The following is an 18,573-nucleotide window of genomic DNA, read 5'->3' on the forward strand; positions in this document are numbered from 1 at the left end:
GAGGGACTTCGGCGTTACCGGGTGCCGGCAGGCCCCGGAGACAACCGGATAAACAAGGGGCACGCCCGTGATTCAGAAGAACTGGCAGGAACTGATCAAACCGTCGAAGCTCTCCGTGGAGCCCGGCGACGATCCGTCGCGCGTCGCGACGGTCGTGGCCGAGCCGCTCGAGCGCGGCTTCGGCATGACGCTCGGCAACGCGCTGCGTCGCGTGCTGCTGTCGTCGCTGCAGGGTGCGGCGGTCACCGCCATCCAGATCAAAGGCGTCCTGCACGAGTTCAGCAGCGTCGAAGGCGTCCGTGAGGACGTCACGGACATGATCCTGAACATCAAGACGCTCGGCCTGCGCATGCACGGCGAGGGTCCGAAGCGCATGACCCTGAAGGCCAGCGGTCCGGGCCCGGTCACCGCCGGCCAGATCGAGTCGAGCGCCGACATCGAGATCATGAACCCGGACCTGGTGATCTGTCACCTGGACCAGGGCGCGACGCTCGACATGGAGTTCACGGTCAACACCGGCAAGGGCTACGTCCCGGCCGCCATGAACCGCAGCGAAGACAGCCCGATCGGCATGATCCCGGTCGACAGCATCTTCAGCCCGGTGAAGCGCGTCTCCTACAAGGTCGAGAACAGCCGCGTCGGTCAGGTCACCGACTACGACAAGCTGTCCATGACCGTCGAGACCAACGGCGCCGTGTCGCCCGAGGATGCCGTGGCGCTGGCCGCCCGCATCCTGCAGGACCAGCTGCAGCTGTTCATCAATTTCGATGAGCCGCAGGCCGCCTACGAGGAGAAGAAGGAGGAGGAACTCCCCTTCAACAAGAACCTCCTGCGCAAGGTGGACGAGCTGGAGCTGTCGGTCCGTTCGGCGAACTGCCTGAAGAACGACAACATCATCTACATCGGCGACCTGGTGCAGAAGACGGAAGCGGAAATGCTCCGCACCCCGAACTTCGGCCGCAAGTCGCTGAACGAGATCAAGGAGGTGCTCGCCTCCATGGGTCTCCACCTCGGCATGGAAATTCCGAACTGGCCGCCCGAGAACATCGAGGAACTGGCCAAGAAGCTGGAAGAGCCGTACTGAGGCGTCTGACTGCCCTCGGGCGCCGGGCGCGGTCGTGCCGGCCGGTCCCGCAGGGCCCGGCAGCGGACCGGGCCGCAGCCAGAGGAAACGGGGCGCCAGCCGCTCCGCACTTGCCTTCCGGGGCCGTCTCGTCTATACGGGCGGCCCCGAACGGTTCCACGAGGGAACCGCCCCGCCGTACATGCCGCATAGTCCTTTCATCCAGGGCGCGGCGGCGGGTTTCGCAATCGGTTTCGCGCCGCGAGACCAGGGATAGGAGGACGATCGCATGCGTCACGGTATGTCGGGCCGCAAGCTGAACCGCACGAAGGCTCACCGCAAGGCGCTGTTCGCCAACATGGCGACGGCTCTGCTCAAGCACGAGCAGATCAAGACCACCCTGCCGAAGGCGAAGGATCTGCGTCCGGTCGCCGAGAAGCTGATCAGCCTCGGCAAGCGCGGCGACCTGCACGCCCGCCGCCAGGCTCTCGCGGTGATCCGCGAGGAAGAGGTGGTCCGCAAGCTGTTCTCCACCCTGGCCGAGCGCTACAAGGACCGCAGCGGTGGTTACACCCGCGTCCTGAAGGCCGGCTTCCGCTACGGTGACGCCGCGCCCATGGCCGTCATCGAGCTGGTCGACCGTGACCCGGCCGCCAAGGGTGCCGAGGACAAGGCGCGGCACGCCGCCGAGGTCGAGGCCGCCGAGCAGGAGTAATCGGGCGCTTTCGCGACCCGGACGACAGGAAGGGCAGCCCTTGCGGCTGCCCTTTCGTCTTTGCGCCCTATATCAGCGGCGGATGCAACCGCCGAAGGAAGGAGTGGAGGACAGATGCCGCAGGGGTGGGTGAAGGGGATCGTCGCCGCGCTGGCTTGCGCCGCCGCCCTGGTGACGGGCGGGGTGGCGACGGCCCAGCAGGAGGAGCCGGCGCGCGTCGTGCCGCAGGACCGGGCCGAAATCAGCCTCAGCTTCGCGCCGGTGGTGAAGGCCGTCACGCCGGCGGTCGTCAACATCTACACCAAGACGGTGGTGCAGCAGCGCCAGCCCGTCTCGCCGCTGTTCAACGATCCGTTCTTCCGCCGCTTCTTCGGTGACCAGCTGCTCGGCCAGCCGCGCGAGCAGGTGCAGAACTCCCTCGGCTCGGGCGTCATCGTGCGGGCCGACGGCATCGTCGTCACCAACGACCACGTGGTGAAGAACGCCACCGAAATCACCGTCGTCCTGTCCGACCGGCGTGAGTTCGCCGCCGAGGTCGTCGGCACCGACGAACGCACCGACCTCGCCGTGCTGCGCCTGAAGACCGACGGTGCCGACCTGCCCGTGCTGCCGCTCGGCGACAGCGACCTCTTGGAGGTCGGCGACCTGGTGCTGGCGGTCGGCAATCCCTTCGGCGTCGGCCAGACGGTCACCATGGGCATCGTCTCCGCCCTGTCGCGCACCACCGGCGGCGGCCAGGCGGACTACCGCAGCTTCATCCAGACCGACGCCGCCATCAACCCGGGCAACTCGGGCGGCGCGCTGGTCGACTCGGCGGGCAACCTCATCGGCGTCAACACCGCCATCTATTCCCGCGACGGCGGCAGCGTCGGCATCGGCTTCGCCATTCCGTCGGATCTTGTGCGCGTCGTCGTCGACAGCCTGTTGTCCGACGGCAAGGCCGTGCGCCCGTGGTTCGGCGCGGCGGGGCAGGGCGTCACCGCCGACATCGCCCAGAGCCTCGGCCTGCCGCGGCCGGCGGGCGTGCTGGTCAACGGCCTCTACCCCGGCAGCCCGGCGGAGAAGGCGGGCCTGCGCATCGGCGACGTCATCACCGCCATGGACGGCCACCCGGTCGCCGATCCGTCGGAACTGCGCTACCGCATCGTCACCGCCCCGGTCGGCGGCACGGCCCGCATGAGCGTTCTGCGCAAGGGCGCGCCGCTGGACGTGACCGTCGCCCTCATCGCTCCGCCCGAGGACCCGCCGCGCAACGTCACCCGCCTGGACGACCGCGCCGGCCCCTTCGGCGGTGCCGAGGTCGCCAACATCAACCCGGCGCTGGCCGAGGAGATGGGCCTGCCCGGCCTGCAGCGCGGTGTCGTCATCCAGCGCCTGCTGCGCGGCGGCGTGGCGGCGCAGGTGGGCTTCCGCCCCGGCGACGTGGTGACGCGGGTCAACGACAGCGATACGCTTACCATCGACGCCCTGCAGGCGGCGGTGCGGAAGGCCGATACCTGGCGCATCACCTTCACCCGCGCCGGCCGCTCCACCACCGTCCTGCTCGGCCGCTAGGAAAGCCGGAGACAGCCGCCCCGTGGCCACCCTGTTCGACGCGCACGCCCCCCGCCCCCTCGCCGACCGCCTGCGGCCGCAGCGGCTGGAAGAGGTGGTGGGGCAGGACCACCTGATCGGCCCCGACGGGCCGCTCGGGCGGATGGTGCGCGCCGGCAAGCTGACCTCCATCATCCTGTGGGGGCCGCCGGGCTGCGGCAAGACCACCATCGCCCGCCTGCTGGCCGACCGCACCGACCTGCACTTCGAGCCGCTGTCGGCGGTGTTCTCGGGCGTCGCCGACCTGCGCAAGGTGTTCGAGGCGGCGCGGGCGCGGCGCGAGACGGGCCGCGGCACGCTGCTGTTCGTCGACGAGATCCACCGCTTCAACCGCAGCCAGCAGGACGGCTTCCTGCCCTACGTGGAAGACGGCACGGTGGTGCTGGTGGGCGCCACCACGGAAAACCCGAGCTTCGAGCTGAACGCCGCCCTGCTGTCGCGCTGCCGCGTGCTGGTGCTCAACCGGCTGGACGAGCCGGCGCTGGAGACGCTGCTGGCGCGGGTGGAGGCGGAACTGGGTGCGCCCCTGCCGCTGACCGCCGACGCCCGCGCGGCACTGAAGGCCATCGCCGACGGCGACGGGCGCTACCTGCTCGGCATGGCGGAGGACGTGGTGAACTTCGGGCCGGCGGAGCCGCTGGACGCCGGCGGCCTCGCCTCGGTGGTGCAGCGGCGGGCGCCGGTCTACGACAAGGACCGCGAGGGCCACTACAACCTCATTTCCGCCCTGCACAAGTCCCTGCGCGGGTCGGACACCGACGCGGCGCTGTACTGGATGGCGCGCATGCTCGACGGCGGCGAGGACCCCGCCTTCCTGCTGCGGCGGCTGACTCGCTTTGCGGTGGAGGACGTCGGGCTGGCCGATCCGGGCGCCGTCACCCAGGCCATTGCGGCGTGGGAGACCTACGACCGCCTCGGCAGCCCGGAAGGCGAGCTGGCCATCGCGCAGCTGGTGGTCTATCTCGGTACCGCGCCCAAGTCCAATGCCGGCTACGTCGCCTACAAGGCGGCGCGCAAGGCGGCCAAGGGGACCGGCAGCCTGATGCCGCCCAAGCACATCCTCAATGCCCCGACGCGCATGATGAAGGACCTGGGCTACGGCAAGGGCTACGCCTACGACCACGACGCGCCGGAGGCCTTCTCGGGGCAGAACTATTTCCCCGAGGAGATGGCGCGCCACCGCTTCTACGATCCGCCGGAACGCGGCTTCGAGCGCGAACTGCGCAAGCGCATCGACTGGTGGGACCGCCTGCGCGCCCGGCGCCAGGCGGCCGACGACAAGGACGACGAGGGCACCGGGGGAGGGGGCGCATGACGCCGCAGATGCTGCTGGCCGTGGCGGCCGGCGGGGCGCTCGGCAGCATGGGGCGCTATGCCGTCGGCGTGCTGCTGGCGCGGATTATGGGCACGGGCTTCCCGTGGGGAACGCTGGCGGTCAACATCGTCGGCAGCTTCGTCATGGGCCTGCTGATCGAGGCGGCGGCGCTGCGCGGCGTGATGTCGGGCGAGGCGCGCGCCTTCGTGTTCGTCGGCGTGCTGGGGGGCTTCACCACCTTCTCCAGCTTCTCGCTGGACGTGGTGACCCTGGTCCAGCGCGATCAGGTATGGGCGGCGGGCGCCTATCTGGCGGCGACGGTGGTCGTCGGGGTGCTCGCCCTGGTATTCGGTTTATTCGTGGCAAGGCAGATGCTGACATGAGCGGCGTACAGACCATCACCGTCGAACAGGCGGAAGACGACACCCGGCTCGACCGCTGGTTCAAGCGGCGGTTCCCGGAGCTGAAGCACGGCCGCCTGGAGAAGCTTCTGCGCACCGGCCAGATCCGCGTCGACGGCAAGCGCGCCAAGGCGGCGCAGCGGCTGGAAAAGGGTCAGGTGGTGCGCGTGCCGCCGCTCGGCGAGCAGCCCGACCTGCCGCCCGACGTCGACCGCCGCCAGCAGATCTCGCCGGCCGACGCCGCCATGATCCGCGGCTGCGTCATCCACAAGGACGACGACGTCATCATCCTGAACAAGCCGCCGGGCCTGGCGGTGCAGGGCGGCACGGGCACGACCAAGCACGTCGACGGCCTGCTGCCGGCGCTCATGGACGACCCCGACGCCGACGAGCGGCCGAAGCTGGTCCACCGGCTGGACCGCGACACCTCGGGCGTGCTGGTCATCGCCCGCAACACCTTCGCAGCGACGGCCCTGACGGCGGCCTTCCGCAGCCGCGACACGCAGAAGATCTACTGGGCCGTCGTGGTCGGCACGCCGAAGCCGGCGGAGGGCAAGGTCTCCGCCCCCATCACCAAGGCCCCCGGCAAGGCCGGCGAGCGCATGGAGGTGGACGAGGACTGGGGCAAGCCGTCGGTCACCGTCTACCGCACCCTGGAGTCGGTGGCCGGCAAGGCGGCGTGGCTGGAGATGGAGCCGCTGACGGGGCGCACCCACCAGCTGCGCGTCCACGCCGCCCACATGGGCACGCCCATCCTCGGCGACGGCAAGTACGGCGGGGCGGAGGCGCACATGATGGGCCACGGCATCAGCCGCAAGCTGCACCTGCACGCCCGCAGCCTGACCATCCCCCACCCGCGCGGCGGCTCGCTTCAAATCACCGCCGAACTGCCCGAGCACATGCGCGAGACCTTCGGGTTCTTCGGGTGGGAGGGGGAGTAAGGTCTGGACGTCCGGCCGTGCGACCCCATGCACGAAAGCGCTTGAAGGCGCTGTGAACCGCGGTAATCTGACGGTGGGAAGCGATCGAGACGTCGGTCACGCCCTTTCCGGAGCCCACGCGCAAGCGTGGGCTTCCGTGTTTTCAGGGCCATGACAGCGGCGAGTGCCAGCGGCGTCATCGGTCGCTGGGGCTGCGGTTGTTCAGCCACCAAGACACCAAGGACACCAAGAGGTCTCCCGAGTTCGTCGGGAGTGGCGTCGGCCGACCGCCGGGGCCCGCCGCGACACCGGAGGGGGTGAGCGGGCGCGCCGCGTGCGCCCTCAGAAGCAGAACAAGCCGCCGCCGTTGAGGAACACCAGCAGCCCCCAGTCCTGCCACAGCGCAACGCCCGCCGCCAGCGCCGCGGCCAGGATGGCGGCGGCGCCGAGGGTGGCGGCGGGGGAGGGGCCGGCGGGGGGCATCAGCCGAGGCCTTCCGTTTCCGCCCGCGCCACCGTGTCGGCTGCGCGCACGGCGGCTTCGTGCAGGTCCTGCTGGCCGGCGCGCTGGAACAGCTCGGCGGCGTGCTGGAAGGTCTTGCGGGCGTGCTTGGGGTTCCGGCCCGCCTCGATCTCGCCGATCTCCATGAGCATTTCCGCCTCGCCCTCCAGGTGGCCGGCGCCGGCGTAGAGCTTGCTGGCGCGGCGGAAGGCGTCGAAGGCGGCGTCCTCGTCGCCCAGCGAGCGCAGCAGCAGCCCGAGGCCGCCTGTCGCTTCCGCCTCGTCCAGGCTGTCGCCGTTCTCGGCGAAGCGCTCGATGGCGCCTTCCAGCATCTCGTGCGCCTTGTCGGCGTGGCCGAGCAGCGTCTGCAGGTGGCCGAGCGCCTTCATGGCGTGGGCCTCGCCCAGGGTGTCGCCGGCCTTGGAGTAGAGGGCGCGGGCGTGGGTGTAGTGCATCACCGCGTCGTCGTCACGCTGTTCCAGACCGCGGGCGACGTGGCCGATCTGCATGTTGGCGAGCGCCTCGCCCGACAGGTCGCCGGCGGCGCTGAACAGCTCGATGGCGGACTGGAAGCACTCCACCGCCTCGCGCGGCGTCTCCTCCAGCCGGTGCAGCAGGCCGAGGCGCATGAGCACCGCCGCCTGGTGCGCCTGCTCGCCCGACGGCGCCAGGAGCTGGCGCGCCTCCACATAGGCCTGGCGGGCGTCGGACAGGCGGTCGGCGTCCAGTTCCATGTCGCCGAGCAGGATGAGGGCGGAGGCCTCGCCGTCGGGATCGCGGGCGTCGTGATAGTGCAGGCGGGCGCGGCGGGCGGCCTCGGCGGCGCGCTGCGGGTCGCCCTCCACCCAGTGGCGCTCGGCCTCGGCCAGTGCGTCGTTGCCTTTGTCGATGGCCATGGCGTCCTCCCGCGCTTTCCGCGCCGTTTCAGTGGGGTACTGGACACAGTATAACGGAACCCGGGCGCGAACGCTGCCCCCATGGACGTCATATGACAGGGAGACGACGCCGACATGACATCCGCCCCCACGCCCATGCCCGCCGTGCCGCCCCATCTGGAAACCGTGCGGCCCGAGTGGGTCGACTACAACGGCCACATGAACGTCGCCTTCTACGTGCTCGCCTTCGACCACGCGACGGACGCCTTCTTCGATGCCGCCGGCCTGGGCGCCGACTGGCGGGAGCGGACGCAGCGCTCCGTCTTCGTGGTGGAGGCGCACGTCACCTACGACGGCGAGGTGGTGCAGGGTGCGCCCTTGCGCATCCAGCCGCGGCCGCTGGCGGTCGGGCACAAGACGCTGCGCCTGTTCCACACCATGCACCACGCCGAGGACGGCTTCCTCGCCGCCACCAACGAGGTGATGATGGTGCACGTCGACATGGCGAGTCGCCGCTCTGTGCTGTGGGACCCGGACGTGCGGGCGCGGCTCGAGGCGCTGGTCGCCGCCGATGCGAGCCCGTGGCCGGACAAGGCGGGCCGCGCCATCGGCGGACGCTGAGGGTTTTCGACGATTTTGGAGAAACTTTGGGTGACGTCACCGTGAAACGGCGTAATACTTCCGCTATAGAGTCGTGGGGACGTGACGTTCATGCAGTTCGCGCATACCAAGGAGCGGGCCGATGCCCTGGCCGCCGCCGCGCTGTCGCGCATGGCGACGCTGGCCGTGGCTCCGACGCCCAACAACTACCTCTTGTGGTACGCCTACGAGGCCGACGGTCTGCCCGACCTGCGGCGCGAGGTGGACCGCCTGCTGGGCGACGGCACGACCTTCTCCCCCGAGGTCTGTGAAGGCCTCTATCAGCGCCACTTCACCGGCCAGGCCCGGCGGGACGGGATCGACGACGCCTCGCGCAAGCTGGAAGAAACCATCGCCACCGTCGCCTATGCCGTCGGCACCGCCGAACAGGGCGCCGCCGACTACGGCCGCACCCTGCAGGGGCTGGTGGAGCGCGCCGGGCAGCCGGAACAGCTCAACCAGACGCTGGCCTCGGTGCTCGCCGAGACGCGCCGCATGGCCGAGCTGAACCGGGCGCTGGAGCAGCAGCTCACCGACAGCCGCAAGGAAGTGTCGGAACTGCGCCAGAACCTGACGGTGATGGAGGAGCAGGCGAGCATCGACGGCCTCACCGGCATCGCCAACCGCCGGGTGTTCGAGCGCATCCTCATCGAGTCGGCCGCCAAGGCGCAGACCAAGGGCGGCTTCGTCAGCCTGCTGATGATCGACATCGACCACTTCAAGGCCTTCAACGACACCCACGGCCACCTGCTGGGCGACCAGGTGCTGAAGCTGGTGGCCAAGTCCATGGTGGACACGGTGCGCCCCGGCGACACCGCCGCCCGCTACGGCGGCGAGGAATTCGCCGTCATCCTGCCGTCCTGCACGCTGACCGACGCGCGCGCCCTGGCCGACAAGATCCGCCTCGCCGTCGCCTCGCGCCGCATCGTCAACCGCCGCACCAACCAGGACCTGGGCAAGGTGACCCTGTCCATCGGTGTGGCGGAAATGGCGCTCGGCGAGCCGCTGACCGGCTTCGTGCAGCGCGCCGACGAAGCGCTCTACACCGCCAAGCGCAACGGCCGCAACCGGGTGTGCACCCAGGCGGAGCTGGAACGGCAGATCGCCTGAGATCGCCCGATCGGCCGCAGGGGGTGGTGCCGCGGTCGCCCGTGGGGCTATGCTAGGCTCATGACTCCGCGACGTCTTTCGGCGCCTGCCGTCGATGTGCCGCGGTCCCCCCAGCCGCCCCGTTCGGACCCGTGCAGAAGCTTCGCCCCTCCCGCCTGCTGTTCCATGTCCGCCGCATCGTGCGCAACGACCAGTTGGTGCTGGGGGTGCTGGCGCTGGTGGTCGGCGTGGCGGTGGGCGCCGGCGTCATCGGCTTCCGCGAACTGATCCGCGTCGTCCAGGCGCTCTACTACGGCAGCGGCGACGAGCGGCTGGCGTCCGTCGTCGTCGGGCTGCCGTGGTGGCACATCGTGCTGGCGCCGGTGGTGGGCGGATTGGTCGTCGGGCTGTTCTACCGCCTGCTCATGCCCGGCCGGCGGCCGCTCGGCATCCCCGAGGTGATCGAGAGCGCGGCGCTGAAGGGCGGCCGCATGCCCGTGGTGCCCGGCATCATGGCGGTGGTGGGCGCGGCCCTGTCGCTGGGGGCCGGCGCCTCCGTCGGGCGCGAGGGGCCGGCGGTGACGCTGGGCGCCGCCATGAGCGCCTGGCTCGCCGAGCGCCTGCACTTCGGGCGGTCGCTGTCGCGCGTGCTGCTCGGCTGCGGGACGGCGGCGGCGGTCGCGGCCAGCTTCAACGCCCCCATCGCCGGCGTGCTGTTCGCCCACGAGGTGGTGGTCGGCCACTACGCCCTGTCGGCCTTCGCGCCGGTGGTCATCGCCTCGGTCACCGGCACCATGATCAGCCGCGGCTGGTTCGGCGATTACCCGGCCTTCATCATCCCCGCCTTCCGCGACATCCACGTGCTGGAGTTCCCCGCCTTCGCCGGCCTCGGCGTGCTGTCGGGCATCATGGCGCTGCTGTTCATGCACTCCATCCTGTGGAGCGAGCGGCTCGCCAACCGCACCGGCCTGCCGCAGTGGTCGCGGCCGCCGGTGGCCGGTGTGGCGCTGGGCGTGCTGGCGCTGGCCTATCCGGGCGTGCTCGGCGTCGGTTACGAGGTGACCGACGACGCCCTGCACGGCGACCTGCCGTTCCTGCTGCTGGCGGCGCTGGCCGCGGCCAAGCTGGCGGCGACGGCGCTGTCGCTCGGCTTCGGCTTCGGCGGCGGCGTGTTCTCGCCGAGCCTCGCCTTCGGGGCGCTGGTGGGCGGCGCCTTCGGCGTGCTGGCGACCAACGCCTTCCCTGAACTCTCCACCGGCCCCGGCGCCTACGCCCTGGTCGGCATGGGGGCGGTGTCGGCGGCGGTGCTGGGGGCGCCCATCTCCACCGTGCTCATCATCTTCGAGCTGACGGGCGACTACGGCCTGACCATTGCCGTGATGATCGCCGTGGTGATCTCCACCGTCGTCACGACGCAGATCGGCGGCCGGTCCAGCTGGTTCCACTGGGCACTGGAGCGGCGCGGCCTGAAGGTGCAGCAGCACGACGTGCGGCTCTTGCGCTCCTTGCGGGTGCGCGACGTCATGGCCCCGGAATGCGCCACCGTCGGCCCCGAATGCCGCCTTCCCCTGGTACGCGAGAAGCTGCAGCGCACACCCTACGGCGAGCTGTTCGTGGTGGAGGCGCAGAGCGGCCGCTTCGTCGGCACCATCACGCTGGCCGACCTGTCGGACATCGCCTTCGACCCGGCCCTCGACGACCTGGTGAACGCCTTCGACGTCTGCCGCCGGAACCCGCCCCTGCTGGAGGCCGACGACAGCCTGGAACGGGCGCTCAAGGTCATGCTGGAGGTGAAGGAGGAGCACGTCGCCGTGGTCGCCCACGAGGAAACGCGCCGCTTCGTCGGCTGCGTCCACGAGGCGGAGGCACTGCTCGCCTTCAACCGGGCGCTCATGGCGGCGCAGGCGGAAGACCGCGGCGAGCGGCGCGACCTGCCGCCGTTCTGAGGCCCGTGGCCCCGGATCAGCCGCGGGCGCGCAGGTTGGCGATGACGAAGCCGCTGGCGGGCTCCGCCGGCATGCGCGACAGATCCACCGACAGGTCTTGCGGCGGCACGTCGTAGCGCATGTCCTGGGCCAGCAGGCGGGAGGCGCGCTTCACCAGCTCGATGGTGGTGCGCTCGCCGGGGCAGCGGTGGCCGGTGTCGTAGGGGCCGCCGCCCTGGGCGACGAAGCTCCACGGGCTCTCGTCCCAATGCAGGAATCGCTCCGGACGGAACTCTTTCGGCTCGGACCACAGGCGCGGGTCGTGGTTGGTGCCGTGCAGGTCGAGCAGCACCCAGTCGCCTTCCGCGAAGTCGTGCCCGCGCCACGCGAAGGGCTGCAGCACCCGGCCGCCCACCAGGGGGAAGAAGGGATAGAGCCGCCGCACCTCCTGCGCGAAGCACTCGACGTCGCGGTCGTCGCCCTCGGCGAAGGCGCGGGACGTCGGGTGCTGGTAGAGGGCCAGCGCGGCGAAGACGATGAAGCGGCCGACGGCGACGGTGGGGCGCAGGATGTTCAGCAGTTCGTAGACGGCGGTGCCGGCGTCCAGCCAGCGGTCGTCCTCGCCCCGGTGGTGGGCGATGACGGCGAGCGCGCTGCCCTCGGGCGGGGCGAGGCGGCCGTCGCGGGTCTGCTCGATCAGGCCGGCGGCCCAGCGTTCGGTGCGGCGGCGCAGGCGCAGGCCCTGGGCGAAGCGCAGCCCGGGCGAGCCGGCGCCGGCGATCATGGCGGAAAACTCGCGCGCCCGCTCCGGCGCCTCGGCGTCGTCGAGCGGGCAGCCGGCCCAGCGGCAGGCGGCGCGGGTGAGCAACTCCTCCACCTCGGGGAACAGGGTCACCCTGTCCTGCCGCTCCCAGACAGGCAGGCGGTCCCGCCATTCGGCGGTGAAGGCATCGACCAACTCGGCGACGGCGCCGGGGCGCATGATGTCGAGGAACATGCGCTTGCGCCAGCGGTGCGCCAGACCGTCCAGGCTCTGCACGCTGCCGCTGCCCTGCAGCAGGCGCAGGGTGGTCGGCGGCATGGCGCCGCGGCGGGTGAAGCGGTCGGGGGTGTAGAACTGCTCCGCCGCCTCCGCCCCGTGCAGGCAGGTGACCGGCGACAGCATGAGGCGGGTGGTGAAGATGTCCGACCCGAAGCGGTCCACCCGGTTGGGGATGAAGCGATAGCCTTCCGCCAGGAACGCCAGCGTGTGGTCGGGGCCGGCTTCGTGCGGAATGGCCGCCATGCGTCGGGTCTCCGTCGGCTGGAAGGGCTGCTCGCCCGCTAACGGCCTGGCCGGACCGATGGTTTCCTGGCGCCCCGGCGACCGCGGCCCCATATTTCCCCGTGAGCCGCTTTCGTTCTCCGTCTATAGTCGCGCCATGACCTCCGATCCCTTCTCCCTCGACGACGAGCCCCTGGCGCCGCCGGGCCCGTCCGCCACGCCGTCCGCCGCCCATGCCGCCGCCGCGGCGGCGCGCGAGGATGCCCTCGTCTCCGGCCTCAATCCGGAACAGCGCGAGGCCGTGACTACCACCGAGGGCCCGGTGCTGGTGCTCTCGGGCGCCGGCACCGGCAAGACCCGCGTGCTGACGACGCGGCTCGCCTACATCCTCAACAAGCCGCTGGCGCAGCCGTGGCAGTGCTTGGCGGTGACCTTCACCAACCGCGCCGCCCGCGAGATGCGCGAGCGTCTGGCCGCCATGATCGGCCCGCAGGCGGAAGCGGTGTGGCTCGGCACCTTCCATTCCCTGTGCGTGCGCATGCTGCGACGGCACCCGGAGGCGGTGGGCCTGCGCTCGGGCTTCACCATCCTCGACACCGACGACCAGATGCGGCTTCTGAAGCAGCTGATGGAACAGGCGAGCTTCGACCCCAAGAAGCAGCCGGCGCAGATGCTCATGGGCATCATCCAGCGCTGGAAGGACCGCGCCTACCTGCCCGACAAGATCCCGCAGGACGAGGCGCGGGCCGGCGGCGGGTCCAAGGTGGTGCAGTTCTACACCGACTACCAGGCCCGCCTGCGCGAGCTGAACGCCTGCGACTTCGGCGACCTGCTGCTGCTCTGCGTGGTGATGTTCCAGTCCCACCCGGAGATCCTGGCCGAGTATCAGGACCGCTTCCGCTACATCCTGGTGGACGAATACCAGGACACCAACGTGGCGCAGTACCTGTGGCTGCGACTGCTGGCGCGGAAGTACAAGAACATCTGCTGCGTCGGCGACGACGACCAGTCCATCTACAGCTGGCGCGGCGCCGAGGTCGGCAACATCCTGAAGTTCGACCAGGACTTCCCCGGGGCCAAGATCGTGCGGCTGGAGCGCAATTATCGCTCCACGCCCACCATCCTGCGCGCCGCCTCCCACCTCATCCGCAACAACCAGGGACGCCTCGGCAAGGAGCTGCGGGCGCCGGGGGTGGCGGAAGAGGGCGCCAAGATCCACGTGCGCGGCGTGTGGTCGCAGGACGACGAGGCGCGCTGGCTGGTGGAGGAGATCGAGGCGCTGCAGCGTGCCGGCGAAAACCTCAACGCCATGGCGATCCTGGTGCGCGCCGGCTTCCAGACGCGCGAGTTCGAGGAACGCCTCATCACCACCGGCATCAACTACCGCGTCATCGGCGGCCCGCGCTTCTACGAGCGCATGGAGATCCGCGACGCGCTCGCCTACCTGCGCCTGCTGGTGTCGCCCGACGACGACCTCGCCTTCGAGCGGGTGGTGAACAAGCCCAAGCGCGGCCTCGGCGAGGCCACCCTCCAGATGCTGCACGTCTCGGCCCGCGCCCTCGGCAAGCCGCTTTATGCCACCGCCGCCGAACTGGTCCAGACCGACGAGCTGAAGCCGAAGGCCCGCGCCGCCCTGCGCGACTTCGTGGAGGGCATGGAACGGTGGAAGGCCCTGGTCGATCACATGGACCTGCCCGAACTGGTGCGCACGGTGGTCGAGGAAAGCGGCTATGCCGAGATGTGGCGTCGCGACAAGACGCCCGAGGCGCCCGGCCGGCTCGAGAACCTGGAAGAGCTGTACGGCGCCGTCGGCGAGTACGAGACGCTGGTGCAGTTCCTCGAACACATCAGCCTGGTGATGGAGAACGAGGCCAAGAGCGCCGAGGAACCCGGCGTCACCCTCATGACCCTGCACGCCGCCAAGGGGCTGGAGTTCGACGTGGTCTTCCTGCCGGGCTGGGAGGAGGAGATCTTCCCGAGCAAGCGGTCGCTGGAAGAGAACGGCCAGGCGGCGCTGGAGGAGGAGCGGCGGCTCGCCTACGTCGGGCTGACGCGGGCGCGCAAGCGGGTCTACATCAGCTTCGCCGCCTCGCGCCGCATCTACAACCAGTGGGTCAACACGGTGCCGAGCCGCTTCGTCGACGAACTGCCGCCCGATTGCGTCGAGCAGCAGAGCGAAAGCGGCCTCTATGGTGCCGGCTTCGCCGAAAGCGGCGGCGCCTGGGGCTCCACCTGGGACGACGGCTGGGGCGGGCGGCGCAAGTCGTCCAAGGTCGTTCCCGGCGACGGCACCTCGTGGAACGTCAAGGCGCGCGAGGCCTCGTCGGGCTTCGGCCTGGGCGAGCGGGTGTTCCACCAGAAGTTCGGCTACGGCACCATCACCGCCGTCGAGGACGACAAGCTGGCGGTGCAGTTCGACAAGGCGGGCCTGAAGAAGGTGCTGGCGGGCTTCGTGGAAGCGGCTTGATATTTGTCCCTCAGGCGCCGGGATAGGGTGTTTTTGTTCGCCCTCAGGCGCCGGGCGCGGCCTGCGGCCGCTGGGCTCCCGCGGCAGGGGCCGCGCGGCGCGGTCGCGCCGTAGGTGGGGGCGGGGTCCGCCGGCGGGGCTTGGCCGGGCGCCGCACAAAAATGCGGCGGCCCCTCGCGAGGCCGCCGCCAGTTTCCGGGATTGCCCGCCCGGACGGGTCGAGAGGAAGAGGAACCGGCCAGCCCGCCGGTCCTCGTCCCGGTAAAGCCTCAGCGCCAGCCGGCCTGGTCGAAGACCTTCACGGCGGCGGCGTTGTATTCGCCCAGGTTGTCCATGGGCAGGTCGTCCATCTTGAACTCGCCCCAGCCCTTCAGGACGTCGGACCACGCCACGCCCTGCACGGCCGGGTATTCGCCGTTGACCTCGGCGTACATCTCCTGCGCCTTCTCGCCGGCCAGCCACTCGATGAGCTTGACGGCCTCTGCCTTGTGCGGGGCGGACTTCACGACGCCGGCGCCGGAGACGTTGACGTGCGTGCCGGTGCCGCCCTGGTCGGGGAAGAACGGCGCCACGGACTGCGCCGCCTTCACGTCGCCCTCGTCGGTCGACTGCAGCATGCCGACCACGTAGTAGGTGTTGGAGACGGCGATGTCGCACTCGCCAGCGGCCACGGCCTTGATCTGGTCACGGTCGCCGCCCTGCGGCTTGCGCGCCATGTTGGCGACCACGCCCTCGGCCCATGCGCGCGCCTTCTCCTCGCCGTCGCGGGAGATCATGGCGGCCAGCAGGGACTGGTTGTAGATGTTGTCGGACGAGCGGATGCAGATGCGGCCCTTCCAGGTGTCGGAGGCGAGATCCTGGTAGGTCGACAGCTCCTCGGGCTTCACGCGGTCCTTGGAGTAGAACACCACGCGGGCGCGCTGCGACAGGCCGAACCACTCGTTGTCCTTGTCCTGCAGGTGGGCGGGGATCGCCTTCTCCAGCACGTCGGACTCGATGGGCTGCAGGAGGCCTTCCTGCTTGGCGCGGTAGAGGCGGCCGGCGTCCACGGTCATCAGCACGTCGGCGGGGCTGTTGTCGCCCTCGGCCTTGATGCGCTCGACCAGCTGGTCGGCGCCGGCGGTCAGCACGTTGACCTGGATGCCCGTGTCCTTGGTGAAGGCGTCCAGCAGCGGGCGGATCAGCTCTTCCTTGCGCGCGGAATAAAGGTTCACCTCGGCGGCGTCGGCATCGGCGGCCGCCAGCACGGCAGGGACGGCGAGCGCCACGGCGGCGACGGCGACGCGGCTGAGGCTGCGGAGAGACTGCGTCATCGGGACTATGCTCCAGGATCCGTGTTGCATCGGGCGACGCAGGACATGAGTTGAGAATGCGTCGCAGTAAAAGGGCTAGCAGAGCCGCACGGCCTTGTAAAGCCCTGAGTTTTCGCATGGGTGTGGTGCATGGATTTGCAACCCCCCGCGGGGGACTAAGCGTCCCAAAGGGAGTAGGGATGACGTCGTGCAGCATCGGCCGGCGCCATCCGGGCAACGTCGAAACGGCGCGTAAAACAGCGGCAATAACCGAAAAGTTCCGCCGCGGTCACGGAAAAGACAGCGTGCAGGGCGTTTGCTGTTCATGGCACAGTGGAACCGGGAAGAAGCCGCGAGAGACAGACGGCAGAACACTTCCCGGTCCAGGATACGGCAGAACAGGTTTGGTGGAGGTCATATGAACGAGCAGGCTGATCCGCTCTACGTCCCGCGGGAGGGCTGCTGCAAGTTCTCCGTCGCCGTCTATAACCAGACGGTGCGCGAGGCGGTGAAGCAGAACAAGACGCACCACGTCTACGACGAACGCTGGGCGGAAGAGAAACACATGGAAGTCACCGCCGACGACGCCGAGGGCGCGCGCAGCAAGGTGCTGGAGCAGTACCCGGCGAGCGAAGGCTTCGTCGTGACGGGCGTCGAACGGCTGTCCTACGACGTCTGAGCCGCGCCGCAGGGCATTCGCACACCCCATACAGTCAGGGCCGCCGAGTCGCACCCGCGCCGGCGGCCCTGTCGCGTGCGGCCGGCGGCGCCCTGACGTCGCGTCATCCGCAGCCGGTGGCGGCGGGACTTTTCCGGCGCCGGCGGTCCGTGCTGTACTCGCGGCAACGAACCACCGAACAACGGGAGACACGACGTCCATGGCCATTCCCGCCGCCCTGCGAGAGAACCTCCGCCTGCCGGTCATCGCCGCGCCCATGTTCCTGGTCAGCGGCCCGCAGCTGGTGCTCGAAACCTGCAAGGCCGGACTCATCGGCACCTTCCCGGCGCTCAACGCCCGCACCACCGAGGGCTTCGCCGCGTGGCTGACCGAGATCGAGGACGGCCGCCGCGCCCATGGCCGGGCCGCCGCCTACGGCGTCAACCTCATCGTCCACAAGACCAACCCGCGCCTCGAGCCCGACCTCGCGGTGGTGGCCGAGCGCAAGGTGCCGCTGGTCATCACGTCCCTCGGCGCCGTGCCGGACCTGGTGAAGGAAGTGCACGGCTACGGCGGCCTCGTGTTCCACGACGTGATCTCGGTGCGCCACGCGCGGAAGGCGGCGCAGGCCGGTGTCGACGGGCTGATCCTGGTGTGCGCCGGCGCCGGCGGCCATGCCGGCACCGCCAGCCCCTTCGCCCTGATCGAGGAGGTGCGGCAGTTCTTCGACGGCACGCTCATCCTGGCCGGCGCCCTCGGCAGCGGGCGCCACGTGGCGGCGGCGCGCATGATGGGCGCGGATTTCGCATACATGGGCACCCGCTTCATCGCCACGCGCGAAAGCATGGCCGACCAGGCCTACAAGGACATGCTGACGGCCAGCGCGCTGGCCGACATCGTCTACACGGACTCGATCTCGGGCGTGAACGCCAACTTCCTGCGGCCGAGCCTGATCGCCGCCGGCCTCGACCCCGAGAACCTGCCGCCCAAGAAGCACATGGACATGGCCGCCGAGGCCAAGGCGTGGCGCGACATCTGGTCGGCCGGTCACGGCGTCGGCGGCATCGCCGACGTCCCGGCGGCGGCCGAGCTGGCGGCGCGTCTGGAGGCGGAATACATGGCGGCCTTCCGCGACACCACGGCGCAGTTCTGAGCCGTGACGCCGCCGGCCGACGGGCCGTCCGTCCCCCTGCTGCGGCTGCTCCTGCTGCTGCCGCTGGCGGGTGCGGGCGTCGGCTGGGCGGCGGTGGCGGTGCTGGCGCGGACCGGGGCGCCGGTCCCCCTGGCAGTGGAGTGGCTCGCGGCCTCGGCGGTGGGGCTGCCGACCTACCTGCCGCTCGCCGTCGCGCTGGCGGTGGCGGCGGGACGTCGGCCGTGGCGGCGCCTGCGCCGGGCGTTGTGGCTGCTGCCGCTCGTTCATGCGGCGCTCACCGTGCCCCTGGTGACGGTCGTGCTGGCGGGCCATCTGGCGGACGACGGCGTCGGCGGCTTGCTGCGTCTGGCCGGCATGACCGTCTGGACGCTGGCCTTCGGCTACGGCTACTTGCTGCTCGGCCTCGCGGTACTGTTGGTGGTCAGGGCACGCGGAACAGCACGTCGAGCAGCGTGACCAGCCCGAGCGAGAACAGGAAGGGGATGGCGGCGATGGCCGCCACCCGGGTCAGTCCCGTGCTCTCGTTCAGGTGCATGAACAGCCACGCGACGATGGCCGTCTTGGCCGCCGCGAACCCCATGTTGCAGACGACGCTCCAGGTCTCGTTCAGCGGCAGCATGGCCGCGCCCCAGGTGCCGCCCAGCAGGAGCAGCAGCACGGCCCAGGTGGCGACGAACAGGCGGACATGGTGACGCATGGCGGC

At 70.4% G+C, this 18,573-nt stretch carries 18 protein-coding genes; 13 read left to right on the forward strand and 5 right to left on the reverse strand.

The window, feature by feature from the left end; translation table 11 throughout:
• Positions 1–67 precede the first annotated feature (67 nt).
• The 6 genes from CRP50_RS00135 to CRP50_RS00160 all read left to right on the forward strand — a co-directional run bounded on the left by CRP50_RS00135 (position 68) and on the right by CRP50_RS00160 (position 6,028).
• Positions 68–1,084, forward strand: a complete 1,017-nt coding sequence (locus CRP50_RS00135; protein WP_097276955.1) for a DNA-directed RNA polymerase subunit alpha — start codon at positions 68–70, stop codon at positions 1,082–1,084.
• 268 nt (positions 1,085–1,352) lie between these two features.
• Positions 1,353–1,778, forward strand: coding sequence for a 50S ribosomal protein L17 (rplQ, locus tag CRP50_RS00140; protein ID WP_097276956.1), 426 nt, complete (start codon positions 1,353–1,355; stop codon positions 1,776–1,778).
• Between the two features lie 114 nt (positions 1,779–1,892).
• Entirely contained in the window at positions 1,893–3,332 is a 1,440-nt protein-coding gene (locus tag CRP50_RS00145; RefSeq protein ID WP_097276957.1) for a DegQ family serine endoprotease, read from the forward strand.
• A gap of 22 nt (positions 3,333–3,354) precedes the next feature.
• Complete coding sequence (locus CRP50_RS00150) at positions 3,355–4,686, forward strand: replication-associated recombination protein A (protein WP_097276958.1); 1,332 nt, start codon at positions 3,355–3,357, stop codon at positions 4,684–4,686.
• Positions 4,683–5,069 (forward strand): fluoride efflux transporter CrcB, encoded by a 387-nt coding sequence (crcB, locus tag CRP50_RS00155; RefSeq protein WP_097276959.1) that lies wholly within the window; start codon positions 4,683–4,685, stop codon positions 5,067–5,069. Before CRP50_RS00150 ends, crcB begins: the two co-directional genes overlap by 4 nt.
• Positions 5,066–6,028 carry an RluA family pseudouridine synthase gene (locus CRP50_RS00160; protein WP_097276960.1) on the forward strand — a complete coding sequence of 321 codons (963 nt, stop codon included), beginning with the start codon at positions 5,066–5,068 and terminating at the stop codon, positions 6,026–6,028. The genes crcB and CRP50_RS00160 overlap by 4 nt, the downstream gene beginning before the upstream one ends.
• A 321-nt stretch (positions 6,029–6,349) precedes the next feature.
• Here CRP50_RS00160 and CRP50_RS25395 read toward each other — a convergent pair whose 3' ends face one another.
• Positions 6,350–6,490, reverse strand: coding sequence for a hypothetical protein (locus CRP50_RS25395; protein ID WP_176524961.1), 141 nt, complete (start codon positions 6,488–6,490; stop codon positions 6,350–6,352).
• Positions 6,490–7,404 (reverse strand): tetratricopeptide repeat protein, encoded by a 915-nt coding sequence (locus tag CRP50_RS00165; RefSeq protein ID WP_176524962.1) that lies wholly within the window; start codon positions 7,402–7,404, stop codon positions 6,490–6,492. Before CRP50_RS00165 ends, CRP50_RS25395 begins: the two co-directional genes overlap by 1 nt.
• A 114-nt stretch (positions 7,405–7,518) precedes the next feature.
• Between CRP50_RS00165 and CRP50_RS00170 the strand changes: the two genes are divergently transcribed.
• The 3 genes from CRP50_RS00170 to CRP50_RS00180 all read left to right on the forward strand — a co-directional run bounded on the left by CRP50_RS00170 (position 7,519) and on the right by CRP50_RS00180 (position 11,057).
• Positions 7,519–8,004, forward strand: a complete 486-nt coding sequence (locus CRP50_RS00170; RefSeq protein ID WP_245913317.1) for a thioesterase family protein — start codon at positions 7,519–7,521, stop codon at positions 8,002–8,004.
• 90 nt (positions 8,005–8,094) lie between these two features.
• Entirely contained in the window at positions 8,095–9,132 is a 1,038-nt protein-coding gene (locus tag CRP50_RS00175; protein WP_141415037.1) for a GGDEF domain-containing protein, read from the forward strand.
• 131 nt (positions 9,133–9,263) lie between these two features.
• Positions 9,264–11,057: a chloride channel protein gene (locus CRP50_RS00180; RefSeq protein ID WP_245913318.1), complete on the forward strand. Its 1,794-nt coding sequence runs from the start codon at positions 9,264–9,266 to the stop codon at positions 11,055–11,057.
• Between the two features lie 16 nt (positions 11,058–11,073).
• On the opposite strand, the gene CRP50_RS00185 is transcribed toward CRP50_RS00180, so the two are convergent.
• Positions 11,074–12,321 (reverse strand): cytochrome P450, encoded by a 1,248-nt coding sequence (locus tag CRP50_RS00185; protein WP_097276964.1) that lies wholly within the window; start codon positions 12,319–12,321, stop codon positions 11,074–11,076.
• A gap of 136 nt (positions 12,322–12,457) precedes the next feature.
• On the opposite strand from CRP50_RS00185, the gene CRP50_RS00190 reads away from it, so the two are divergent.
• Complete coding sequence (locus tag CRP50_RS00190) at positions 12,458–14,767, forward strand: ATP-dependent helicase (protein ID WP_097276965.1); 2,310 nt, start codon at positions 12,458–12,460, stop codon at positions 14,765–14,767.
• Between the two features lie 269 nt (positions 14,768–15,036).
• On the opposite strand, the gene CRP50_RS00195 is transcribed toward CRP50_RS00190, so the two are convergent.
• On the reverse strand, positions 15,037–16,080 hold the full coding sequence (locus CRP50_RS00195; RefSeq protein WP_176524963.1) for a Fe(3+) ABC transporter substrate-binding protein: 1,044 nt from the start codon (positions 16,078–16,080) through the stop codon (positions 15,037–15,039).
• 397 nt (positions 16,081–16,477) lie between these two features.
• Between CRP50_RS00195 and CRP50_RS00200 the strand changes: the two genes are divergently transcribed.
• The 3 genes from CRP50_RS00200 (at position 16,478) to CRP50_RS00210 (ending at position 18,326) form a co-directional block, all read left to right on the forward strand.
• Positions 16,478–16,738 (forward strand): hypothetical protein, encoded by a 261-nt coding sequence (locus tag CRP50_RS00200; protein WP_097276967.1) that lies wholly within the window; start codon positions 16,478–16,480, stop codon positions 16,736–16,738.
• 199 nt (positions 16,739–16,937) lie between these two features.
• The gene (locus CRP50_RS00205; protein WP_097276968.1) at positions 16,938–17,870 is read left to right on the forward strand and encodes an NAD(P)H-dependent flavin oxidoreductase; all 933 of its coding nucleotides are present in this window, start codon (positions 16,938–16,940) and stop codon (positions 17,868–17,870) included.
• A 3-nt stretch (positions 17,871–17,873) separates the two neighbouring features.
• On the forward strand, positions 17,874–18,326 hold the full coding sequence (locus CRP50_RS00210) for a hypothetical protein (protein WP_097276969.1): 453 nt from the start codon (positions 17,874–17,876) through the stop codon (positions 18,324–18,326).
• Here the strand turns inward: CRP50_RS00210 and CRP50_RS00215 are convergent.
• Positions 18,292–18,567 (reverse strand): cytochrome C oxidase subunit IV family protein, encoded by a 276-nt coding sequence (locus CRP50_RS00215; RefSeq protein WP_097276970.1) that lies wholly within the window; start codon positions 18,565–18,567, stop codon positions 18,292–18,294. The two genes, CRP50_RS00210 and CRP50_RS00215, sit on opposite strands and share 35 nt — an antisense overlap.
• Positions 18,568–18,573: the final 6 nt, after the last annotated feature.

It is taken from the genome of Caenispirillum bisanense (genome assembly GCF_900230255.1).
In the GTDB taxonomy this organism is placed as follows: Bacteria; Pseudomonadota; Alphaproteobacteria; order Rhodospirillales; family Rhodospirillaceae; genus Caenispirillum; species Caenispirillum bisanense_A.

Bases quoted from the DNA above. Each gene is read 5' to 3' on its own strand.
- rplQ (WP_097276956.1), top strand. From the start codon at position 1,353: ATGCGTCACGGTATGTCGGGCCGCAAGCTGAACCGCACGAAGGCTCAC.
- CRP50_RS00145 (WP_097276957.1), top strand. From the start codon at position 1,893: ATGCCGCAGGGGTGGGTGAAGGGGATCGTCGCCGCGCTGGCTTGCGCC.
- crcB (WP_097276959.1), top strand. From the start codon at position 4,683: ATGACGCCGCAGATGCTGCTGGCCGTGGCGGCCGGCGGGGCGCTCGGC.
- CRP50_RS00160 (WP_097276960.1), top strand. From the start codon at position 5,066: ATGAGCGGCGTACAGACCATCACCGTCGAACAGGCGGAAGACGACACC.
- CRP50_RS25395 (WP_176524961.1), bottom strand. From the start codon at position 6,490: ATGCCCCCCGCCGGCCCCTCCCCCGCCGCCACCCTCGGCGCCGCCGCC.
- CRP50_RS00165 (WP_176524962.1), bottom strand. From the start codon at position 7,404: ATGGCCATCGACAAAGGCAACGACGCACTGGCCGAGGCCGAGCGCCAC.
- CRP50_RS00170 (WP_245913317.1), top strand. From the start codon at position 7,519: ATGACATCCGCCCCCACGCCCATGCCCGCCGTGCCGCCCCATCTGGAA.
- CRP50_RS00175 (WP_141415037.1), top strand. From the start codon at position 8,095: ATGCAGTTCGCGCATACCAAGGAGCGGGCCGATGCCCTGGCCGCCGCC.
- CRP50_RS00185 (WP_097276964.1), bottom strand. From the start codon at position 12,321: ATGGCGGCCATTCCGCACGAAGCCGGCCCCGACCACACGCTGGCGTTC.
- CRP50_RS00190 (WP_097276965.1), top strand. From the start codon at position 12,458: ATGACCTCCGATCCCTTCTCCCTCGACGACGAGCCCCTGGCGCCGCCG.
- CRP50_RS00195 (WP_176524963.1), bottom strand. From the start codon at position 16,080: ATGACGCAGTCTCTCCGCAGCCTCAGCCGCGTCGCCGTCGCCGCCGTG.
- CRP50_RS00200 (WP_097276967.1), top strand. From the start codon at position 16,478: ATGAACGAGCAGGCTGATCCGCTCTACGTCCCGCGGGAGGGCTGCTGC.
- CRP50_RS00205 (WP_097276968.1), top strand. From the start codon at position 16,938: ATGGCCATTCCCGCCGCCCTGCGAGAGAACCTCCGCCTGCCGGTCATC.
- CRP50_RS00215 (WP_097276970.1), bottom strand. From the start codon at position 18,567: ATGCGTCACCATGTCCGCCTGTTCGTCGCCACCTGGGCCGTGCTGCTG.